We start from the raw sequence: 22,775 nt of genomic DNA, 5'->3' as shown, positions 1-22,775 counted from the left end.
CGTTCCAAGCTGTTTATCTATCTATCATTCTTTGCACATTTCATCTTATTTAAACGATCGATGTTGATTGATTAAACACCTTCTCATATTGCTGGATGAGATGCTTCGCATTATGTTCTGATGAATATTCTTTATGAACCATTTCATGAAGATCGCTTTTCACTTGCTCATTCCATCTGTTTTCATAAAGGCAGGCGTGAATCGCCTCTTTCAGCTGACTCGTCGAACGTGGTTCAACGAGCAGGTGTTGATAGGTAGAAAATAAGGAGGGGAGACCACCAACCCGTGTTGCAATGACTGGTACTTTTAAAGCGAGCGCTTCTAGAACGACGGTTGGCATTCCTTCACTGTAGGAAGGGAGTGCAAACAGATCAGCTGCCATTAAGTAGTCTCTTACCTGCTCATTCGGTACCTGCCCTGGAAGTATAATAGATGCTCCCGCCCGTTCCGTGAGCTCCTTTGCAAGGGGGCCTTTTCCGACAAAGACTGCTTTCACACCATCCATGCTGTTGACAGCATCAGCTAATTCAAGCAAGCCCTTCTCTTTCACTAAACGCCCGACGAAAATAACAAGCTTATCTTGAAGCGGTAAACCTAGGTGCTTTCTGATGCCTTTTTGATCTTCTTCCGTTCTTGAAAATGATTGGAGCGGTATACCAAGCGGAAGACATTTTGCTTCTACCTTCGTCATATCATTTGTCTTTTTAGCCAGCTCCTCACTCACTGTCAGAACTACAGACGCCTGCTTCACCGCTGTTTCAAAGGCTGCCTGTGCCCCTTTGCTATAGCTCGGATATACGTTCACATCACTGCCGTGTAAGGTCAGAAGATAAGGGATTTGCGTTTCTTTTTGAATGACAGCTGCCGCTCCGCCAGACGGCATGGCAAAATGCGCATGGATGAAATCTGGTGACAGCTGATGATGCTGCATTGCTCTGAGAACGGAAGCCGCTATCCGCTTGCTCGGCTGCGCCCATTTCAGCTGTCCAGGGAGCGCTGGATAAGGCGGTCTATATACCGTTACTCCGTTCCTCACTTCCTGTTCAGGCAGATCCCTTTTCTGCCGATAGGATGCCTTCAGCATCCGTAAAACCGGCGGATTCACTGGATTAGGACAAATGACAGTCACTTCCATTCCTTGTTTGAGCAGCTCCTGGACTTGCGTTTCATGAAATACGCCCTCACTCGGATGTTTTTCACTAGGATATACACTTGTGAGCCATAGTACCTTCATGACGAACGACCTCTTCTCAATAATTTGCCTGCAGCCTGAGGATACATTTTGATGAGCAGCAAGCCATACAATGCAGCACTGACACAAACAGTCAGAAGTAATTGAAGTAAAATATCTGCTGATGTCAGCTTCATCCCTTGATGTAAAGCTATCGCACAGACAGCCATGAGCAGCGTCATGACAGCAGGCTTTCCAAGTGATTTTAAATACACCTTCATATCAAGCTGAATGACATATGCCATGAGCCATCTGCCGACAATAAAGTTGAGCAGGCTGACACCTGAGTAAATCCAAGCTACTGTGAGCAGACTGCCTGTCATGACACCTGCATATAATGCGCAGCCATACACGATGAGCATCCCCGTATCCCAATAAAAGGCTAAGTCCGCTCTCCCTTTTGCAAGAAGTATGGAACCGTTTGGATTCATCAGCACACGCAGCAGGCCGACAATGCACAATATATTTAAAACCGGAACCGCTACTAGCCATTTCTCTCCAAACACGACTTCTATAAAACTGTCTGATACGGCAGCAAGGCCGATTAATAATGGAAAACTAACCAATGCGAGCATATTCGTCATACTTAGGAAGCCCTCACGCAGCATGGAGTGATCACGCTGACTTTTTGCGAAAACTGGGAAAGCCACTCTCGTCACAATCGGATTTATCTTCAGTACGGGTATCGTCACAATTTGATACGCCAAGCTGTAAATACCTAACGCCTCCGCTCCAAGAAATCGACCGATTAATATCATGTCGATGTTTGATCCTGCTCGGTTGACCAGTCTGGATGCGAGCTGGAATGCACCGAATGAGAAAAATTCCTTCACCTCTCCTAATGCAAAAACAGGTGCTGGACGCCACTTCTTCCAATAAGCCGCTGCATACATGAGACCTTTTCCTGATTGCAGCAGCACTTGAGAGATGACATAGGCGACAATCGGATTCATGAAGAAGGCGAAAACGAGTAAAACGAGCAGCGATATGATGGTCGCAATGGCTTCAATGGTGCTTAATGTTTTAAAGGCTAAGTCTTTTTGCATCATATACTGGTACTGCTGGCCAATCGGTGCGATTAGAAACATGATCGATAATAGCTTGAGCAGACCCTCTAGCTCTGGCCGGTTATAAAAAGCGGCTATCATTGGGCTTAGCAGGATGAGCAGACAAAACAAGATAATCCCTGTGAGCAAGTTGATCCAATATAATGTAGATAATTGACGTTCTGTCGTTTGTTCCTTTTGAATGATCGCTGCCCCAATGCCTAGATCAAGTAAAATTTGCGTAAATATTGTGACAGTTGTGATCATGCCAACGAGTCCAAACTCCTTGAGTGACATCACATTCCCTAAAAAGGCGAACTGTGCAATTTGGATAATGGTGATGATCAATGCGGACAAGCTTGTCCATTTTGCCCCGCCTAGCATGCTTTTTTTCATACTTGCCATTTCTCTTCCCTACTTTACTTATCTGGCTCCGTCACCAGTCATGATGACTTTTAACGTTTTTACCATAATCTTCGTGTCGAGAGAAAATGTCAAGTTTTGAATATACTGTAAGTCGTGTGTTAATTTTTCACTTGGACTCATTTCATATCCGCCATTTACTTGAGCAAGACCTGTCAGCCCCGGCTTTACCGCCAACCTTTTTGTGAAGCCTGGAATCGTCCGATTAAATTCTGCGGTAAACATCGGTCTTTCTGGACGAGGACCTACGATACTCATTTCTCCTTTTAACACGTTGATAAATTGCGGAAGTTCATCAATTCTTGTTTTACGGATGAATGCCCCCACTTTGGTGATACGCGGGTCATTTTTTTGCGCCCATTTCGCTCCTCCGCTTTCTGCGTCAATTCTCATCGATCTGAGCTTCCATAATTTAAAGTAAACACCGTCTTTCCCGACCCTTTCCTGCATATAAAAGGCTGGCCCTGGTGTTTCCAGCTTAATCAAAAGAGCAAACAGCAAAATGATTGGCGTACTCAACATCAATCCGATGAACGAGAACATTAAATCTATGAAACGTTTTGCAAATAAATAACGAACCATATGTTCTGTTAAGGCAAAAGAGTGATTTCGTCTCACTTCATATTCTCTGTAAAGATTCATCGCTTTCTCTGCACTCACTGACCTGCACCTCACCATTCAAAGTAGTTGTTGTGTAAAGAGATGTTCTATGAAAGTCAGTTTAGCAGAGCAACATTAAGCAAATGTAAATGGGCTGTTAAGTCTTGTAAAACTGTGTTAAGAATGTGCACTTATATCAAGTTATGCCCTTTTCAACGTAAAAAAGACCCGCAATTCTGCGGGTCTCCGGGCCTTTTCTTTATTTTGCTTTTACAGATTCGATCGTTTTCAATCGAAGTGTTCCATTTGCATCTTTTGTATAGGTTACTTTTACTTTTGATTCTTCTTTTAAGCTGTTCACTTGTTTAGAAAAGGTATTTCCGAATTGAATAGCTACTTCTTTTCCATCAATGTTGACAGCAATTGTATGTCCATCAGCCAAACCGACATATGTGCCTTCTTTGGTGACTTCATTTTTCTTACTAGTCGTTGATTCTTTCTTTGTTTTAGAGTCAGATTTTGAGTCAGATTTTGATTGATCTTTAGCAGGTTCTTCTTTTGTAATTTCTTTGCTTGAGCTGTCTTTTGCTTCTTCATCAGATTGACCTGCTGGTTCTTCTGTTTGAGCAGCTGTTTCTTTACTTTGATCATCTGATTTTTCGTTTTTTGATGATTGATCATCTTCTGATTTTTCGTCTGCAGCCTTATCTTTGTTTTGATCAGCTGCTTCGGTTGTTTCTTTTTTACTGTCATCCTTTTTGTTATCGCTTGATTGATTTGTTGTGCCGCACGCTGTGAGCAATACTCCTAGAAGCAATACTAGAAACGGCATTGTGATTAATTTTTTCAAGATCGTCACCTCTTCATGATTTGTCGGTTTGCTGAAGATTTATGCGTAAACCATTCACCTTCTATGTTTCAATTATAACAAACATAACCAAAAATGAAATGTATTTTTAACTTGACAATGTTTCTTCATGGACTTTTGAAAAAAGGCTGCCGAGTACGTACTCGAGCAGCCTAAGAGGAGTATCCGAGACACCCCTCAGGTTTTCTTATGTTTACTTATCTAAAATACCCTGACACTCCGCTTGAAATGCCTGCTGCTAACCGATCTTTATACGTAGCAGATTTCAAGATGTTTGAATCAACTGGACTAGAAACAAAACCAGTTTCTAAAAGAACACTCGGCATCTTAGAATATTTAATGACGTAGAAGCCAGCTGTTTTCACACCACGGTCTCTTGTTCCTAGTGCACTGACCATTTTGGGCTGGATGTTTTGCGCCAGCTTCAGGCTATTTGCAGCCGCATTTGTTTTGTCATAGTATGTTTCTGTCCCATTTGCACTGCTGTTATCATTTGAGTTCGCATGGACACTAATGAAGATATCCGCTTTCGCATTGGCACCTTTGCTCACTCGTGTTTGAAGGCTATCAAATGTGTCTGATGTTCTTGACATGGTCACAAGTGCACCAGCGTTGTTTAATTTCGTATTTAAACGCTTTGCTACGTCTAAATTCAAATTCTTTTCATATAATCCGTAACCTACAGCTCCTGAATCATGCGCGCCATGACCTGGATCAATGAATACTTTTTTCCCAACAGCCGGGTTTTTCAGCTGGTTTACAACAGTTGGTGTGACAGTATTTGTACTGCCTACGACAGTAAATTTAGTGATTTTCTTGCTGCTCACTGTTGCTCTTGTTACTTTTGGCAGCGTCTTTTCATTCGTTAGAAGCAATGCTTTGTTTTGCTTGGCCGCAATGCCTGCAGCAGAAGAAGAAGTGGCATAGCCAAATCCTCTTCCTACATAGGTATTATTGACGCTCATATTGTATTTTTTCACAATATTTGCCGCGACATCATAACGAGTCGAGCCTTTGATTCGTGTTGGAGATTTCAATTGGTTATAAGCTGCTTTTGTGACGTAATTCTCTCCGCCGACTACAATGGTTTGTTTCACATTGCTTGCTTTTGCAACAGAAGCGATTTCAGAACGAAGTCCCTTTTTATCTGTGTATAGAATTGGGAATCCTTTTTGAGCGGCTACAGGTGCAATCGCAATCCCATGTGCATAGAAAGAACCCTCAACGACAACGACGCCTGCTGGCTTTTTCATTTTTTTCGCGATATTGGCAGATAGCTCATATCGGTTTTTTCCTGAAATACGCTGTGTGGAGATGCCCATTTTCTTCACTTGGTTGACAACGTTGTTTGACACACTTGATGTGCTGCCTAAAACGATCACCGTCTTTGTTTTTAATGAAGTTAAGGCTTTTTTTGTATCACCCGAAAGGCTTTTACTGTTTGTGTAAAGAACTGGTCCATTTTTTTGATGTGCAAGTGGAATTCCTGCTGTTGCATCTGCATACGCAGTTTTCCCTACTAAAACGACTGTACTTGCAGTTCCCCATCCTTTTTTCGCTACGTTTGCCGCTACGGCATATCTGCTCCCGCCATCAATTCGTGAGACTGAATTGTCTGCCAAAGCTGTTGGAACGATAACGAAAATGGCGATGAGGCTGAGGATGGCTGTTTTCATCAATGAGCGCATCTTCTATGTCCTCCTTTTACCCTTTAATAGTTTGTTAGTTTTGTACCTGGATAATAGAACGAGAGTATGGAAGAATATGAGTTTCCAGATTCAGCTCTCGCTTTGGCTCCGTATTGGCTCATACCAATGCCGTGTCCATACCCTTTTCCTGAAATCGTGAAGTCATTTGTGTTGTTTTTGACTGACGCAAACGTGCTTTTCACCTTTGTTGCGCCCATGACTGATCGAAACTCGGTCATCTTCATACTTGCCGTTGTGCTTTTGTTCACCGAATATGTGCCTGTTTTGTTTTTCAGATGGTATGTCAGTTTGATCGATACCGTCTTCGCACGCTGGCCTTTTGTTTTCCCTGAGAACGTCAGGCTTGAGATGGATGCGATTTTCATATCAGATGCAGCAGTTTCTTTGTTTTTAAGCAGCCATGATTTCAGGCCAGCAAGGTCAGCTGCATTTGTCTCTTTTGCTTTAGACCACTCAGATGCTGCTGTACTAGCAGTCCATGTCGTGCCGAGTTGTTTTTTAGAGAGTTTCAGTGTCCATGGATTGACTGGATCTTTTGGATCCTTTTTGGCCACTAAGTACGGCAGTGCATTTCCCCATACTTCTTCACTTGCCTCTGTATAACCGCCATTGCTAGAGTAATAGGTTGCTGAAATGAGCTGATTGTTGTATTTCAGAACCTTTCCTTTTGTGGCATCGACAGCTTTTGTCGAATTTGTGTACCAGTTATATCCTCCATAGACTTGGAAGGCTGTTGTATCAGGGACGACTTTTCCAATACTTTTCACCGAATACGTTCTAGCGGCAACCGCCTGTGCTTTTAACGCTTCAACATTCCAGCTTGCAGGCATTTCATTTGGCACTACACCTTTTAAATAGTCTTCAAATGGAATATTTTCGAGAGTCGGCCTGATATACCCTGATTCAATTGCAAAGTTTACGCTGCCTAAATACGGCTTTCCTGCAATTTGAAGGACATTTTTTGTTGAATATTTCTCAGGAACAACTCTTACTGTGCTATACGTTTTTATGCCTTTTAATGAAATTTTTCCGTTAGAAATATTCAATTGGTAGTTTTGATTTTTTTTCAGATAAACTTGTTTGGCTAATGAATTTTTCAAGCTATCTTTAATCGCACTTGTGCTGCCCGCAAGATGATAAGCATATGTACCTTTTTCTTTCAACAGTGCTTTTAAAGACGCTGTGACAGAATCGGGTTTCACATACACAACGGTACTGTTAGATTTTGCAGCCAATTGCGACAGCGGCATAGCATAAATATAGCTAGAGGCTTTCGCCAAATAAACTTTATCTGCATTAATATTTAATTTCTTTATAATATTCACAGATAATTCATAGCGATTGGCGCCGCTGATTCTTGTCACCTGTGAGGTTTTTTTGATTTGATTTTCAACTTTTTGTCCAGTACTTTTCGTACTGCCGATGATGATCACTTTACTTGGCATTCTATAAGACGGAATGGAATCTTTTTTTGTTAACAGGATAGGGTATCCCTTTCTCGATGCATAGGATGCAATGGCAATCCCATTCATAAATGAGTTCCCGCCGACAACGACAGCTTGCTTATAGTTACCCATTTCTTTAGCGATTTTTTGGGAGATTTCAAACTTGTCTTTTCCACTAATACGTCTGACTTTGCCATACTTTTTAATAGATTTCTCAGCAGCTGTTGAAATGCTTTTCGTATTTCCGACAATCAGAATGTTATCTGGCTTCATTTTCTTCAGCTGGTTTTCTGTTGTTTTCGTCAGTTTTTCAATATTCGTATACAAAATAGGTGCGCCCAGTTTGTATGCTAACGGTGATACAGAAATCGCATGATCAAATGCATCACGACTGACAATGACAACAGTTGATGGATTTTTCCAGCCAGCAGATGCAATGCTATTGGCTACTTCATAGCGATTTTTGCCATCGTATCTTTTTGTGACAGCCACATTCGAACCTGAAAGCTTGTATTCTCCAGTTGTGGATACATCCATCGTTTTTTTGTTTCCGATATAATTAGACAATTTCACTGAAATTGTCGAGCTAGCCATGGCAGACTGAAAGGGTGCAACTAGTAGAGTCAGTATCATGAGAACAATTAGTGTAATGCCTGTTTTCTTCAATTTTGTTCATCCCGCCCATCTTTTTTACTTCTGTTTTTCAATCTTCTGGATTTCCTTTTGACCACTGTCATTAATAAAGTAAGAGATTTCTACTGTGTCTCCTGGTTTAAATTCATTTAACACATCTTTAAAATTATCCGTAAATTCATAGCTTAAGGTCGTATTCACTTTTTTCACTTCGACTGTATGTGCATCAGCCATTCCAATAAATTCAGCTTTCTCTTCCAGTACCTGAGGAGTTGAACTGCTTGTCTTGTTATCTCCTGTGGACTGCTCAGCCGTTCCACATGCTGCGAGCACGATACCTAGTAGCAGTATTAAGAACGGTAAAACGACGATTTTCTTCATTTTTTTCACCTCATGTCTTTGTATCGTCTTATAACTTATTATTTTAAGGTAAATTTAAGGTTTTTTGAAACCTTTTTTTTGTTACAACGTCTATATCTAGGTTCAAAGTAAAAAAATAACTTGTTTATCAAGATTCGTAAACCTATAATCATGGAAGAATCATAGAAAAGGTGAGGGACATTATGAGAGCTGAAAGAAAAAGAAAGAAGAAAAAGGTTCTTTGGATTGTTTTATCGATTATTGGCTTATTCGTATTAGCCACTGGCGGATACGCATATCATCTTTGGAACACAGCAGCATCGACCGTCGCAGGCATTCAGGAGAATTTAAAGAAGTCAGATAAGCGTGACAAAGATGTCGATTTAAATAAGAAAGACCCGATTTCTATTTTAGTCATGGGTGTCGATGAACGAAAAAATGACCGAGGCCGTGCAGACACATTAATATACATGACAGTAAATCCGAAAACGAAAACGACCGAAATGGTGAGCATCCCGCGTGATACGTATACGAAAATTGTCGGAAAAGGCACAATGGATAAAATCAACCATTCTTACGCATTCGGTGGTACACAAATGGCAGCAGATACTGTAGAGGAACTGCTTGATGTACCTGTTGATTACTTCGTTAAAGTCAATATGGAAAGCTTTAAGGATATTGTCGATACACTTGGAGGAATTACGGTGAACAGCACGTTTGCATTTAGCTATGATGGCCACTCATTTGGTACAGGAGAGATTAACCTGAACGGGGATCAAGCCCTTGCCTATACGAGAATGAGAAAGCAAGATCCAAAGGGTGACTTCGGACGTCAGCAAAGACAGCGCCAAGTCATTGAGGGCATCATTGCAAAAGGTGCCAACATTTCATCTATTACGAAATTCGGTGATATGTTCAAAGTCGTAGAAAATAATATGAAGACAAACATGTCATTTGACGATATGTGGACGATGATGAATGATTATCGTGATGCAAGACAGCATGTAAAACAGCACGAGCTGAAAGGATCAGGCGCACGTATCAATAACATTTATTACTACCAGCTTGATGACAGCAGTCTTGCGAATGTGAAGAAGGAATTGAAGGAAAGTTTAGAGCAGTAAAAAAGAAGACTACAGAAATGTAGTCTTCTTTTTTTATGATTGAAATGGAACTGGTTTTTCTTCGCTTAATCCAAAACGATGGAGAAGCTCTTCGACAATTCGTTTTGACGCTTGTCCATCACCATATGGATTAGATGCCTTCGACATGTTGTCGTACTCTTTCTGATCGACTAGCAGCTGCTTTGCCATATTGTAAATGGTCTCTTCATCTGTACCCGCGAGCTTCAGCGTACCAGCTTTCACGCCTTCAGGGCGTTCTGTTGTATCGCGCAGCACTAGTACTGGCTTCCCAAGAGAAGGCGCCTCCTCTTGGACACCGCCAGAATCCGTTAATATAAAGTGTGAGGCAGCAGCGAAGTTATGGAAATCAACTACTTCGAGCGGCTCAATTAAGTGCACACGATCAAGATCACTGAATTCTGTCTGAGCCGCATCACGAACAGCAGGGTTTAAATGTACAGGATATACAACCTGAACATCTTCAAACTCTTCTACAATACGTCTAATCGCTCTAAACATGTTTTTCATCGGCTGGCCGAGATTCTCCCTGCGATGAGCCGTTAACAAAATCATTTTATCTGTGCCTATTTTCTCTAAAATAGGGTGTTGATACTGCTCTGTAACCGTTGTTTGCAATGCATCAATCGCTGTATTCCCCGTCACACAAATCGTCTCTTCTTTTTTATTTTCAATTAAAAGATTCTGCTTTGCCTCATTTGTAGGAGCAAAATGAATATCGGCAATCGCGCCTGTCATTTGTCGGTTCAATTCCTCAGGGAACGGCGAGTATTTATTGTGTGTTCTTAAACCCGCTTCAACGTGACCGACTGAAATTTGGTGGTAGAATGCGGCCAAGCTTCCTGCAAAGGTTGTTGTTGTGTCTCCATGAACAAGGACAATATCAGGTTTTTCCTCTTGGAATAATTGATCTAGTTTTAATAGTGCATTTGATGTGATTTCAGATAATGTCTGGCGCTGCTTCATGATGTTTAAATCATGATCTGGCGTAATAGAAAAAGCCTCAAGGACTTGATCAAGCATTTCTCTATGCTGAGCTGTTACAGTAACAATCGAATTTATCTGTGGATGTTTATTCAATTCAAGGACAAGTGGTGCCATTTTGATTGCTTCAGGTCTAGTACCGAAAATAGTCATTACATTTAGTTTTTTCACTTGTTTATGCCTCTTTCCATCAATACATATTGTTTTTATTATACAAAAGATCTCCTCAAATGATAAACTAACCATGCTAAAATTAATAAATTTTTCACAGATCTGATTGTTTATATTTACAATTTTCTATTAAAATTACTTTAAACATCATAAAATTATTTGATTACTTTTAAAAGTAAGGTAGAATTTAGTGGTATTCTCTTAATTTTCACATCAGTATTTAAGGACGGTGCAAAATACATTGAAAAAAGTACGTAAAGCCATTATACCAGCTGCAGGTCTCGGGACACGTTTCCTTCCTGCAACAAAAGCCATGCCTAAAGAGATGCTCCCAATCGTTGATAAACCAACCATTCAATATATTATTGAAGAAGCTGTTGAATCAGGAATCGAAGACATTATTATCGTCACTGGAAAAGGAAAAAGAGCAATTGAAGATCATTTTGATTTTGCTCCAGAACTTGAGCGTAACCTAGAGGAAAAAGGGAAAAAGGAGCTGTTAGAAAAAGTAAGGAAATCTTCTAACATTGCTGATATTCACTACATTCGTCAAAAAGAACCAAAAGGTCTTGGACATGCTGTTTGGTGTGCACGCAATTTTATTGGTGATGAGCCTTTTGCTGTTTTATTAGGTGATGACATTGTTCAAGCCGAAACACCTGGGCTTCGCCAGCTGATGGATGAATATGAAAAAACTCTTTCATCTGTCATCGGTGTTCAGCAAGTAGCAGACAGCGATACGCATCGCTACGGGATCATCGACCCACTTACACAAGAAGGGCGCCGCTACCAAGTCAAAAACTTTGTTGAAAAGCCGCCGCAAGGAACAGCACCATCGAACCTAGCCATCTTAGGGCGCTACATTTTCACGCCAGAGATCTTTATGTACCTTGAACAGCAAGAGATTGGTGCAGGCGGAGAAATTCAACTGACTGATGCCATTCAAAAGCTAAATGACATCCAGCGAGTCTTTGCCTATGATTTCGAAGGAAAACGATACGATGTCGGCGAGAAGCAAGGCTTCATTGAAACGACGCTTGAGTTTGCTCTTCAGGATGAGGAATTGAAAAAGAAACTCATTCCATTTATGAAACAGCTTCTCGAAAAAGAAGAAGTGAACTAAAAAAGCTGCCGGCATCGGCAGCTTTTTTTATTTAATGACTGAAATAGTCAGTGTATGCTGTTCATTATCAATGACAAACAGGTTATTTTCGCCCTTCACTGCGAATTTTGTTCGTTTCTCATTCATCCAGACATTTTGTTCTGTCAGCCCAAGTGTGGAAGGAGAGATGGACATCACCTCTCGAAACACAATGGTGTTTGCCTGACCCTTTTGAATGACATAGTCGGTTTTCTCTGTGGTCAATCGTTCAATCGTATCTCCTTGATCATTTTTCAATGAGCTCAGCGTTTGCATTCTCTGTTTAAGCACAGATTCTTCTTTTCCAAGGAAAGAAAGTAGATACTCATACGAACCTGCTGATGCAGGCGATACATAGGAATTAAACTGTCCTGATCCAATGGATAATGACTTTAAATCCTCTGCATTTTGAAGCGCATCAGGTTTAACAAAATACGTTTCTGACGCTGTTTTAATTTGAACGGTTTGTTTATTTTCAGCCACAACCTGTACTTCTTGTCCAAATGGCAAAGTGACATCAGCCTTTTTTTTCATGGCTTGGTCTTTGTAAACCTTGAGTGGATCAGCCGTGACAATCATCTGTTGATCCACCTTTTTCATATCGGGCGCCCCCTTCGTTTCCGGGTTCTTCGACTGAGGCGCTTCTATCTTATCTGATGGAATTGCACCAAATGTCGCCAGTGTACGAAGCGGGCGATCTGAAAACATCGATAAGGCCAGCAATATCGTTAAGACCGCTAAAACTGTCACTTGAAATGCGGGTCCGAACAATGAACGTCGTTTTCCGTTCTCTTGATAACGAGACACCTTTTCTGTCTTTTGTACGCCTTTTCTGCCTTCCTTATGTTCCATTTGGTATTTTTGTTTCTCTTTCTTGGAAAGCTTGTTAAACCAATCAACAAACTCCTTATACTCTTTCACGACCTTTTTCGTATCATCAAACATACGAAGTTCACCATAATGCATCCAAGCCACCCGATCACAGATTTTTTGGATTTGGCTAATGGAGTGACTGACAAAAAAGATCGTCTTTCCTTGTTCCTTGAATTCTGTAATGCGATCCACACATTTTTGATAGAAGGTTTGGTCTCCAACAGACAGCGCTTCATCAATAATGAGGATATCTGGATCGATATGCGCTGAAATGGCAAAGCCAAGACGGGATTTCATTCCGCTTGAATAGCTCTTAACCGGCTGGTCAATAAAATCTCCAATATCCGCAAACTCTACGATTTTTTCGTAAAGCTCGTCTATTTCTTTATTCGTCAGCCCCATCATTAAGCACTTTAAGCGAATGTTGTCTTTTCCACTTAATTGGTTGTTCAGCCCTGCTGCAATGGCAATTAGCGATGGCTGGCCGTCCATATCAATTTCACCACTTGTCGGTGGAATGATTTTCGCTAGAAGGTTCGACATTGTCGATTTCCCAGATCCGTTAATCCCCACAAAACCAATCGTCTCGCCTTCATATACATCAAAGGACACATCACGAACAGCAAAGAAACCTTTTTCATTTTTATTAGGTAAAAACAGTCCTTTAATCTTATCCGACTGTTTTTTATATAGGACGTATTGCTTGGATACGTTTCGAAACGAAACCTTTAGTTTCATCGTATAATCTCCTTACTTTTTAAAGAAAATCGACAAATTTATCCCTAAATTTCATATGAAGCAATGAACCGACTGTTAAAAGAAGAAGCGTGATCAGCCAAAAATAAAGTGTGTATTTGACATCATGGAAGAACCATTCTCCCTTTAACAAACTATTTCTAAAACCATCAATAATGTAGAAAAGAGGATTCAGCCTTAAAATATCTCCAATCCACGCCTTATCTCCGGTAAGTTTCTCTGAAATATTCCAAAAAATCGGCAGCAAAAAGAAAAGTAATCGTGTCACGGATTGTAAAAGAAATTGATAGTCTCTCACGAGTACGCTAATCGTGGAATTAAACAAACTAAACGAAAACATAAACGCGATCATACAAATAAGATAGTATATATATTGCAGCCAATGCGCGTCAGGGTAGATGCCATAGGAAATCAGCACAATCAGATAGACCCCCATCATGACAAAGTAGCTGAACAAGTTGGACATAATCACCACAGACGGCAGCGCACTAATCGGAAAATTCATTTTCGATACCATATTAATGCGTTTAAACACACTGTTTGATCCATCAAGAACCGTCGGACTAATGAAGAACCAAGGGATTAATCCAGCAAGCATCCAGATGATAAACGGAACTTCCACGCCGCCAATGACAATTGGCTGTCCTCCTCGAATACCCATACCAAAAACAAACCAGTAAGCCAGCATTTGAATCAATGGATTTAAAAACTGCCATAAAACACCTAAATAATTCATCTGATATTTTGATTTTGTTTCATAAACAGCAAGTCGCATAATCAGCGGAAATGAGCTGATTTGCTCCTTTAGTATCGTCAACATTGCGTTCATTCTAATCTTCCTTAGATATAAGTTTTTGGAATTACTTTTTTAAAAAGCACCGCTCATAATTGTAACAGATGTTGAGGAATATTTCACTTGTCGACAAAGTAGGTATATGAATGAAATTAAAAAAGGAGGAAATTACCCCCTCCTAGCTAGATTCAACTCTTAAGCTTTGACAATAAACGAGTTAAGAAAGTCGAACTTTTTAAAGAAATATTTCCTTTATCCGTTTCATAAAACTCTATCTGAAAAGGCTCTAATCGATACATATGATTTAATTTTTCTGTCAACAAACTTTTTCTCAATCTAAAATGACACTCCTGAGAACAATAAAATAAGTCATATGTTTTAAATCCTTCAAAAAAGTGTTTCCAATTAATCTTAAATTCTGTGCTCGAGACCTTTTCCATAAAGATCTTTTCTTGTGTTATTCTATTTTTTAAATAAAATGCCCCTGATTCTATTATTGGCCGTTCTGTCAATATAAAAATGCCTACTTCATTTAAAATCAGCTGTTCTAATTTTACATCAATATTTTCAAGAGACAACTTTCCTTTACTAGTGAAAAATAGGTTAAACTTTGAATCTTTGAAGTTATTGAATTTGTTACTATACATTTTTTTAGAGATTCTAAATTTATCTTCCTTATGATTTCTTTTTACAATAATGTAAATATCATATGTCGCAACTTGATTAAATTCTTTTAGCGAAAGTTCTGCTTTTAATTTACCATTATGATCTACAAACGCACTAACTACAGTCTTTTCGGTTAAATTATGCCTAGATTCAAATGAAATAAAGACACTTGCATCATCAAATGATTTCGGAATGTCTATACATTCGAACATGACCTTTCCATCTTCAATACCTATTTTATTAATTTTTATAAATTCTTCTTTTAACACTTTTATCTCAAACAATTCATCTGGTATATTAAGTGTTTCATTTCTAAAAAAAGGAAGTGACCAGTAAAATTTCCCATTGTCTTTTATTACTCTTCCTTTTGGGTTACCAGATAGATAATAAATTAATTCTTCATGCAAATCATTCAAAATAAAATAAATATAAAGATTACTTGTAATACCTAAATCATTATCGAAAATATGATCAACTTTTTGTAAAATAGGCTTAATTTCTTTATAAAAGACGTGTCTAAATTTTTTGTCCAATACAATATTTTTGATTGGAAAGAATAAGCGTTCAATGTTTCTTTTTAAAAACTCATTTTCAAGCTCTTTATCTCCATAATCTTCAAAATATTGTATTTGGTATTTAAGAGATTCTATTCGATCTTGGAAATTACGTAAATCACCGTTTAGCTGGGTTATTGATTTCTGAGTTGCTTCTTCTCCTCTTTTTCTCCAAAGATACACAACTTCTGTGATGATGGCTATTTTCTTTGCGTATAAAAATGCCTTATGAACCATCGGACGATCTGCATATAGCATACCTGGAGGCATAAAGCATTGGTGTTCAAAAATCAATTCTCTGCGGAAAATTTTATTCCAATAAAATCCATCATAAAAAATGTCAGGATAATCTCTCACATGTTCGATTAATCTGTTTGCTTGCCATACTTCTCTCTCTTTTTTATAAATAATTTCTTTTTGAACCCCGTTTATTAAAATATTAGGCCTTCCTATGACAATATCCGCTTCACTTCTTTTGGCTTCTAAATATAACTTTTCATATGCATCTAGGGGCAGTATATCATCTGAATCCATCAAGGTTATGTATTCTCCAGTTGCATATTTTAACCCGTGATTTCCTGCATTAGCTCCACCACTATTTTTTTGATGAATTACCGTTATATTAGGGTATTTCTTTTCATATTCATTTAAAATTTCCGCACTATTATCAGGACTTTCATCATTCACTGCAATAATCTGCAAGTCAGGCATCGATTGATTGACTAGTGAGTCAAGACACTCCTTCAAATAGTTTTCTGTATTATAAACCAACACTACTACACTTAGTTTATACTGGCTCATTCGATAGCTCACCCACTTGATTCGTCATTCTATTATTGTCTTGAATATGATAATCCTCTAAAACAATTTTAATAATGGTACAAATTTGCTTTACTTCATCAGAGGTTAATTCAGAATACATTGGTAATGCCAAAATACGATCACTCACATATACTGCTACTGGTGTTTCATTTGAATTAAATGAGTAACATCCAAAATCATTACATAGTGGATAGAAATATTTTCTAGTAAATAAGTTGTATTCTTTTAATACTTCATTTAAGTAGTCTCTCATATTTAAATTTTCTAATAAAATTGGAAAATAAGAATAGTTATGCTGGACATTTCTATTAATTCGAACTAAGTTAATTCCTGGTATTTCAGAAAGATGTTTTTCATAAAGATGATAAACTTCTTTTCTCTTTAAGATATCTTGATCAATTTCTTTAAGATTAACCAATCCCATAGCAGCTTGAAATTCATTCATTTTTGCATTAATCCCAATGTAATCAACTGTTTCACTAGAAGTAATACCAAAATTTTTTAAAGCTTTGAGTAATTTAGTTAAGTCTTTTCGTTTATAACACAGTACTCCACCTTCTATAGAATGGAAAACTTTTGTGGCATGCATACTAAACATAGAAACATCACCATATTCTCCAATAAAGTTTCCATTCACCTTTACTCCGAAAGCATGTGCAGCATCATAAATAAGAGGTATCCCATAATCCCTTGAGATTCTATCTAATTCAACTACATCACAAGGATTCCCAAACACATGTACCGCAACAATTGCTCTTGTTTTCTCTGTAATCAGATGTTCAATTTGTTTAACATCAATGTTAAATGTATTTAATTCAATATCACAAAAAACTGGTTGAAAACCAGTATTTTTTATTGCATGAATCGTAGAAGCAAAAGTAAAAGGAGTAGTAATAATTTCCCCTTTTTCTTCTAATGTTTTCAGGGCTAATTCCAAAGCTAAATGTCCATTAGTAAACAGTTCGAGTTCTGAAGCTCCTAAATAATCTTTAAGGTTAGTTTTAAATTCTTCATGTAATGGACCGTCATTTGTTAACCAGTTATTCTCCCAAATATCTTTTATTTTATCAGTATACTCCTCAAATTTAGGAAGTTTTGGTTTTGTAACATGTATTGGTTGTGGAAATTTAAGTTGTTCTCCCATCTAACTTCTCCAATCAATTAAAGATTCTATTGAATCTACATCAAATACTGGGATGCCAGCAGCTTTAATTTGATCTCTTTCACTAAAAGAATCATCGATAAATATAGAAGGTGTTTGGTTATCTATATATTTTGATTTTATATCTTCTTTTTCTAAATGAATTATACGATTAAAAAGGTTTGCATTAATTCGAAGTTTCTCTAGGGTTTCTTTGATATTATGAATATGCTTTGTAATTAAAATAATTTCTTTATTACTATTGAAACATTGATATAAAAATAACATTAAAAGTGGATTGACTTTGTCTTTATACGTTATCGTATCATCAAAATCAACATATACTCTTTGATAAGAATAAGCAATAGTAAAACGATTGATTAGTGCACGGTCTACCTCAATGTCCACACCGTTATCTTCTATTTTTATATCAAAATCCATCCGGTCATATAAACTAAGTAATGGGAAATTAACACCTTTGTTACGATATAGAGCCATAGTTCCTGCAATACGTGGAGCCACTTCTAACAATTTGTAATCCCCATTCACATCTTCTTTAATTTGAAAAAACCATGCTCCTCTAAATTGAAGATGTTTGTTAATCTCATAAGCAATTTGTCTTGTCTGTTCATCCATTTGCAACGTAGCGGAATTCACGCTTATGCCACTCTTAATTCGTTTTCTTTCTCGTCTTCCAGCATATTTAAGTTCTCCATTTTTATTCGTAAAGCAATCTATCGTATATTCTTTACCTGGAAGATATTCTAGTATTAGTAAATCAGATTTGTTATTTTTATAGAATTCTAACTCTTTTTTATCTCTTGCAAGAGCTACTCCTTTTGATCCTTGTCCAACATCAGGCTTTAAAAAGACAGGGAAAAATTCAACTTCCTCTATTGTTCCGTACATTTTGGGGACAAAAGGTTGCTTTTTAAAAAATTCATAAGTTTTCTTTTTAGATCTAGCAACCTCACATGTAAATTGGTCGGATGTTACAACTATTGCTTTTATGCGTTTTTGATTTTGTGCTAATTTCAACACAACACTATCATGAGCTGGTATAATAAAATCAATTTTATTTTCATCAATTAAATGATTCAATTTGTCAATAAAGTCTTCATCATGTATATCTGGGACATTCTCTATATAATTTTTATATACATATTTACCATGATCAGAGACACTTGATGCACCTATCAGCTCAAAATCCTTAGAGAACTTAAGTGAATTGTGAATTTCTAAACCAATCTCTGAACCACATGGGAACACTAATACATTTTTCATTGTTACCTCCAATTATTGATTGCCGAACACTATTCCGCTAACTAATTTGGCTGAATCTCCCTTTTCAAGACCGCAGTATTTTTGGTGAAATTCATTATATTTTTCGCTGTATTCTTCTTTAATTTGATGAATATTTCTTATAGCAGCGAACAACTGTTGTTGCTCCTCTAACACAGGACCAGGTAAATCCTTGTACATATCTAAATAAAAACCTCTAATTTCTTCTTTATAAAGTTGATAATCATATGCATAGAACAAAATTGGCTTTTTACTATTTGCATATTCAAAAAACACAGAAGAATAATCAGTAATTAAAATATCAGAAATTAAATACAACTCTTGAATATCATCATATTTAGATAAATCAATGATTGATGAATGTTTACTTGGACTAAGAACTAAATAATCAGAGATTAAATGATGCATACGTAAGATTAGTATATAATCATCACCAAATTCTCTTTGGAACTGTTCTAAATCGAATTTCATTTCAAAAGAATGATTCCAAGATCCGCTCAATTCATTGTCTCTCCATGTTGGTGCATACAATATTACTTGTTTATTTTTTGGGATGTTTAATTTTGTTTTGATCGATTCAATTCTTTCTTGCTTATTATTTTTATGAAAAATATCATTAGATGGATATCCATTTAATATTATTTCTTTATCGAACTTAAAAGCCCGCTGGAAGATATCTTTAGAGTATTCGTTTGCTGCTAATAAGTAGTCCCAATTACGAGATTCTAAATAAAAATTTTCTCTAGCCATTTTTTCAGGCCCATCTACTTCTATGTCATATCCCAATCGTTTTAAGGGTGTACCATGCCATGTCTGGATATACACATTACCTTCCCTCTTTCGATGAACAGGAAAAATAATATTATTAACCCAGTACTTAGAAAGAGCCAGATACCTATAATAATCTTCCTCTTCTCTATTTACTATAATGGGGTTTCCCGGAATTTTAGATTCTCCTTGATATGACCATATAAACTGATACTCTTTATCATATCCATTTTCTATTAAGTATTCATAAATATATTTTGGATTTCCTGAATAACTTTTTCCTAAAAAACTTTCAAAGAAAACCATTGTTTTATTCATTGGTTGACTCTCACAAACGTTATTAAAAACCGTTTTGCCTCGGGCGATATTGTATGTTTTTAGATATTGTTCATTATCGGTAAACCAAAATGCCAAACTTTCCTTTCCCATAGTTACATAAACAATGAGTTTATACTTATCTTTATAATCATTTGCAAGTAGATATCTATCTTCCTCTTTTGAGAAATCAGTAAATCCTGTCATATCTATTAGCTCTTTATAACAAATCCGCCGATTATTATCCCTGATTTGTAAAAATAAATCCCATCTGCTATTGAGGTCTAAATCTTTCTTTAATTTATCTATTATGATAATTTGTTTGAAAATATATTTGTTTCCTTGTTGGGAAAAGTTTATTGAATAACCGAATGATTTATTATTATCTCTTCTTACTGCAATTAGTTCTAGTTGGTTTACTTGATATTCATTTGAGAATTGAGTAACTTCACCTTCAATATAGAAATTAGAACCTACACTTTTTAAAATGTTTATATACTGTGAAAAATTATTCTTTTTGAAATCGAAAGATAAATAACCATTTTTCGTCTTAAAACTTTTAAATTTCAAATTCAAATCTTCCGAATATGATACAAATCCCTGATTATTCAAACTAAAGGGGGTTCTTTTCCGTAAATATTTACTGTGTAATCTAAGACTAATATACACATCAAAAATGCCATTTTTACCGAAATCAGCTATATCCTTCAGATTGAAAATAGCTGTTCTGTTTTTTATCTGACTATTTAAAAATCTCCCAGTTTCTCTATCTTTCAGGATTATATACTTATGGAATGGGAGAAGGCCTAAATTTTTAACAGAAAAAAGGAGTCTACCTTCTTTTATTTGAATTTCTACTCTATGTTTATTTATTGTTGATTTAAATATTTTTATAAATAATTTTTTAATATTCATATTTAGTCATCATAACCCCATCTCGATTTGCATTTTTCATCATTAAAAAAAGTAAAATTCCCCATCCAAACTACTGAATAGGGCATACCAATTGTTATATTAATTTACTTTCCCATAATTTTTTTGATAGTATTTTTTATATTCATCATCTAAAATATTTTTAAACCATTTAGAGTTATCTAAATACCAATCAATTGTTTTTATAATACCAGTTTCAAAACGATACTTCGGCTTCCATTGAAGCTCTTTTTCAATCTTCGTTGGATCAATAGCATAACGTCTATCATGACCTTTTCGATCTTTCACAAAGGTGATCAATTCTTTGGTTATTTTTTTATCTACCTTTTCATTTAAATAATCTATAATTTTATTCACAAGGTCAATATTTGTTTTTTCATTGTGCCCGCCAATATTATACACTTCTCCAAGCTGACCGTTTTTTATAACTAAGTCTACTGCACTGCAATGGTCTTCTACAAAGAGCCAATCTCTTACATTCAATCCGTCACCATAAACCGGAATTTGTTTTTTTTCAATACATTGATGTATAACAAGTGGTATTAATTTTTCCGGAAATTGAAATGGCCCATAATTGTTAGAACATCTAGTAATGTTTACAGGAAATTTATACGTATCAAAAAATGACTGAACCAATAAATCTGCTGAGGCTTTACTAGCTGAATATGGACTATGTGGATCTAAAGGTGTCTCTTCTGTAAAATAACCTTCATTACTTAATGAACCATATACTTCATCCGTTGAAATTTGAATAAACTTTTTTCCTTTTATATATGTGTCTTCACCATTTTGCCAAAACTTTTTAGCTGTATTCAACAAATTCAGTGTACCAAGCACATTAGTCTCAACAAAAATGGTGGGATTTTCAATACTTCTATCCACATGAGATTCGGCTGCAAAATTCACTACATAGTCAATTTCATTATTTTCAAAAATTTCATGCAGTAAAACTGAGTCATTAATATCACCTTTAATAAACTTATAATTTTCAAAATCATCATAGTCTGTTAAGTTCTCGAGATTTCCTGCATACGTTAATTTATCTAAGTTGATAATTTTAGTATCTTTATTTGTATTTAACAAAAATGCAATAAAGTTAGATCCTATAAAACCTGCTCCACCTGTAACGAGGTAAGTTTTCATCATACTCTCCTTCATAACCTTATTTAATAATGACTTCTTTCTTCTCAGCTAGATCTAATAAATAACTTCCATATTCAGTTTTTGATAAAGGTAATGCTAAGCGATAAAGTTGTTCTTCGTTTATGTACCCTTTACGGTAAGCAATTTCCTCCAATGATGCCACATAGAGCCCTTGTCTATTTTGAACAGCTTCAATATAATTACTCGCTTCAAGTAAACTTTTATGTGTGCCAGTATCAAGCCAAGCCATTCCTCGACCCATAATTTCAACCTTGAGTTTACCCTGTTGCAAATAACACTCATTAATAGAGCTGATTTCAATCTCACCTCTCGCAGAAGGCTTCACATTTTTTGCTATATCAATCACTTTATTGTCATAAAAGTAGAGACCTGGTACAGCATAGTTTGATTTAGGTTGTTTAGGCTTTTCTTCTATACCTAGAACATTACCGCCATTGTCAAATTGTACGACTCCATAATCTTCTGGATTTTTTACATAATATCCAAAAACAAGCGCACCTGTCCTTAAGTTCACTGCTTTGTTTAATATTTCAGTCAACCCTTGACCATAAAATATATTGTCTCCTAGCACTAGACATACACTATCTTCACCAATAAATTCTTCTCCAATGATGAATGCATCTGCAAGTCCTTTAGGCTCGCTTTGCACCTTATAACTCAAATGTATTCCTAAGTTTTCTCCAGTTCCTAAAAGACGTTTAAATTGTTCTAAATCACTTGGGGTAGTGATAATGAGAACTTCTTTAATTCCACTAAGCATAAGAACAGATAATGGATAATAAATCATTGGTTTGTCGTATATTGGAACTAGCTGTTTAGAAATACCCTTTGTAATAGGGTATAGCCTTGAGCCTGTCCCACCTGCTAAAATTATTCCTTTCAAGATAATCCTCCTATGAAAAATTACTTAGAAATGGCAAAAGTTCTAGTAAAAT

General features: G+C 36.7%; 18 protein-coding genes. 2 read left to right on the top strand and 16 right to left on the bottom strand.

Translation table 11 applies throughout. The features are described from left to right. Window positions 1-49 precede the first annotated feature (49 nt). The 7 genes from tuaC to C9414_RS02340 all read right to left on the bottom strand — a co-directional run bounded on the left by tuaC (window position 50) and on the right by C9414_RS02340 (window position 8,336). Window positions 50-1,234, bottom strand: coding sequence for a teichuronic acid biosynthesis protein TuaC (tuaC, locus tag C9414_RS02370; RefSeq protein ID WP_107162992.1), 1,185 nt, complete (start codon window positions 1,232-1,234; stop codon window positions 50-52). Further along, on the bottom strand, window positions 1,231-2,682 hold the full coding sequence (tuaB, locus tag C9414_RS02365; RefSeq protein WP_107162991.1) for a teichuronic acid biosynthesis protein TuaB: 1,452 nt from the start codon (window positions 2,680-2,682) through the stop codon (window positions 1,231-1,233). The genes tuaC and tuaB overlap by 4 nt, the downstream gene beginning before the upstream one ends. 18 nt (window positions 2,683-2,700) lie before the next feature. Further along, the gene (locus C9414_RS02360; RefSeq protein ID WP_024423636.1) at window positions 2,701-3,360 is read right to left on the bottom strand and encodes a sugar transferase; all 660 of its coding nucleotides are present in this window, start codon (window positions 3,358-3,360) and stop codon (window positions 2,701-2,703) included. Between the two features lie 199 nt (window positions 3,361-3,559). Then, a complete protein-coding gene (locus tag C9414_RS02355; protein ID WP_258182558.1) occupies window positions 3,560-4,159 on the bottom strand; it encodes a hypothetical protein in 600 nt (199 codons plus the stop codon). Window positions 4,160-4,365: 206 nt separating this feature from the next. Beyond that, window positions 4,366-5,856 (bottom strand): N-acetylmuramoyl-L-alanine amidase, encoded by a 1,491-nt coding sequence (locus tag C9414_RS02350; RefSeq protein ID WP_107162989.1) that lies wholly within the window; start codon window positions 5,854-5,856, stop codon window positions 4,366-4,368. A gap of 23 nt (window positions 5,857-5,879) precedes the next feature. Continuing rightward, a complete protein-coding gene (locus C9414_RS02345; RefSeq protein ID WP_107162988.1) occupies window positions 5,880-7,988 on the bottom strand; it encodes a SpoIID/LytB domain-containing protein in 2,109 nt (702 codons plus the stop codon). Window positions 7,989-8,012: 24 nt separating this feature from the next. Then, window positions 8,013-8,336 carry a hypothetical protein gene (locus tag C9414_RS02340; RefSeq protein ID WP_047201888.1) on the bottom strand — a complete coding sequence of 108 codons (324 nt, stop codon included), beginning with the start codon at window positions 8,334-8,336 and terminating at the stop codon, window positions 8,013-8,015. A 182-nt stretch (window positions 8,337-8,518) separates the two neighbouring features. Between C9414_RS02340 and tagU the strand changes: the two genes are divergently transcribed. Beyond that, on the top strand, window positions 8,519-9,439 hold the full coding sequence (gene tagU / locus C9414_RS02335) for a polyisoprenyl-teichoic acid--peptidoglycan teichoic acid transferase TagU (protein WP_039181856.1): 921 nt from the start codon (window positions 8,519-8,521) through the stop codon (window positions 9,437-9,439). Between the two features lie 33 nt (window positions 9,440-9,472). Here tagU and wecB read toward each other — a convergent pair whose 3' ends face one another. Further along, the gene (gene wecB / locus C9414_RS02330; RefSeq protein ID WP_107162987.1) at window positions 9,473-10,612 is read right to left on the bottom strand and encodes a non-hydrolyzing UDP-N-acetylglucosamine 2-epimerase; all 1,140 of its coding nucleotides are present in this window, start codon (window positions 10,610-10,612) and stop codon (window positions 9,473-9,475) included. 241 nt (window positions 10,613-10,853) lie between these two features. Between wecB and galU the strand changes: the two genes are divergently transcribed. Next, the gene (gene galU, locus C9414_RS02325; protein WP_095409693.1) at window positions 10,854-11,735 is read left to right on the top strand and encodes a UTP--glucose-1-phosphate uridylyltransferase GalU; all 882 of its coding nucleotides are present in this window, start codon (window positions 10,854-10,856) and stop codon (window positions 11,733-11,735) included. Window positions 11,736-11,762: 27 nt separating this feature from the next. On the opposite strand, the gene tagH is transcribed toward galU, so the two are convergent. The 8 genes from tagH to rfbA all read right to left on the bottom strand — a co-directional run bounded on the left by tagH (window position 11,763) and on the right by rfbA (window position 22,723). After that, complete coding sequence (tagH, locus tag C9414_RS02320) at window positions 11,763-13,364, bottom strand: teichoic acids export ABC transporter ATP-binding subunit TagH (RefSeq protein ID WP_107162986.1); 1,602 nt, start codon at window positions 13,362-13,364, stop codon at window positions 11,763-11,765. 19 nt (window positions 13,365-13,383) lie between these two features. After that, the gene (locus tag C9414_RS02315) at window positions 13,384-14,211 is read right to left on the bottom strand and encodes an ABC transporter permease (protein WP_107162985.1); all 828 of its coding nucleotides are present in this window, start codon (window positions 14,209-14,211) and stop codon (window positions 13,384-13,386) included. A 152-nt stretch (window positions 14,212-14,363) separates the two neighbouring features. Further along, window positions 14,364-16,196 (bottom strand): glycosyltransferase family 2 protein, encoded by a 1,833-nt coding sequence (locus C9414_RS02310; RefSeq protein ID WP_107162984.1) that lies wholly within the window; start codon window positions 16,194-16,196, stop codon window positions 14,364-14,366. Continuing rightward, complete coding sequence (locus tag C9414_RS02305) at window positions 16,183-17,361, bottom strand: DegT/DnrJ/EryC1/StrS family aminotransferase (protein WP_107162983.1); 1,179 nt, start codon at window positions 17,359-17,361, stop codon at window positions 16,183-16,185. The genes C9414_RS02310 and C9414_RS02305 overlap by 14 nt, the downstream gene beginning before the upstream one ends. Then, window positions 17,362-18,642: an ATP-grasp domain-containing protein gene (locus C9414_RS02300; RefSeq protein ID WP_107162982.1), complete on the bottom strand. Its 1,281-nt coding sequence runs from the start codon at window positions 18,640-18,642 to the stop codon at window positions 17,362-17,364. Between the two features lie 12 nt (window positions 18,643-18,654). Further along, window positions 18,655-20,658, bottom strand: coding sequence for a CDP-glycerol glycerophosphotransferase family protein (locus C9414_RS02295; protein ID WP_107162981.1), 2,004 nt, complete (start codon window positions 20,656-20,658; stop codon window positions 18,655-18,657). A 99-nt stretch (window positions 20,659-20,757) separates the two neighbouring features. Then, entirely contained in the window at window positions 20,758-21,819 is a 1,062-nt protein-coding gene (gene rfbB / locus C9414_RS02290) for a dTDP-glucose 4,6-dehydratase (RefSeq protein ID WP_107162980.1), read from the bottom strand. Window positions 21,820-21,838: 19 nt separating this feature from the next. Then, on the bottom strand, window positions 21,839-22,723 hold the full coding sequence (gene rfbA, locus C9414_RS02285) for a glucose-1-phosphate thymidylyltransferase RfbA (RefSeq protein WP_107162979.1): 885 nt from the start codon (window positions 22,721-22,723) through the stop codon (window positions 21,839-21,841). Between the last annotated feature and the right edge of the window lie 52 nt (window positions 22,724-22,775).

The sequence above is a fragment of the Bacillus sp. Nf3 genome, assembly GCF_003028545.1.
Taxonomy (GTDB): Bacteria; Bacillota; Bacilli; order Bacillales; family Bacillaceae; genus Bacillus; species Bacillus safensis.
Note: the sequence above shows the minus strand (reverse complement) of the source record. Positions and strands in the feature narration are given on the sequence as shown.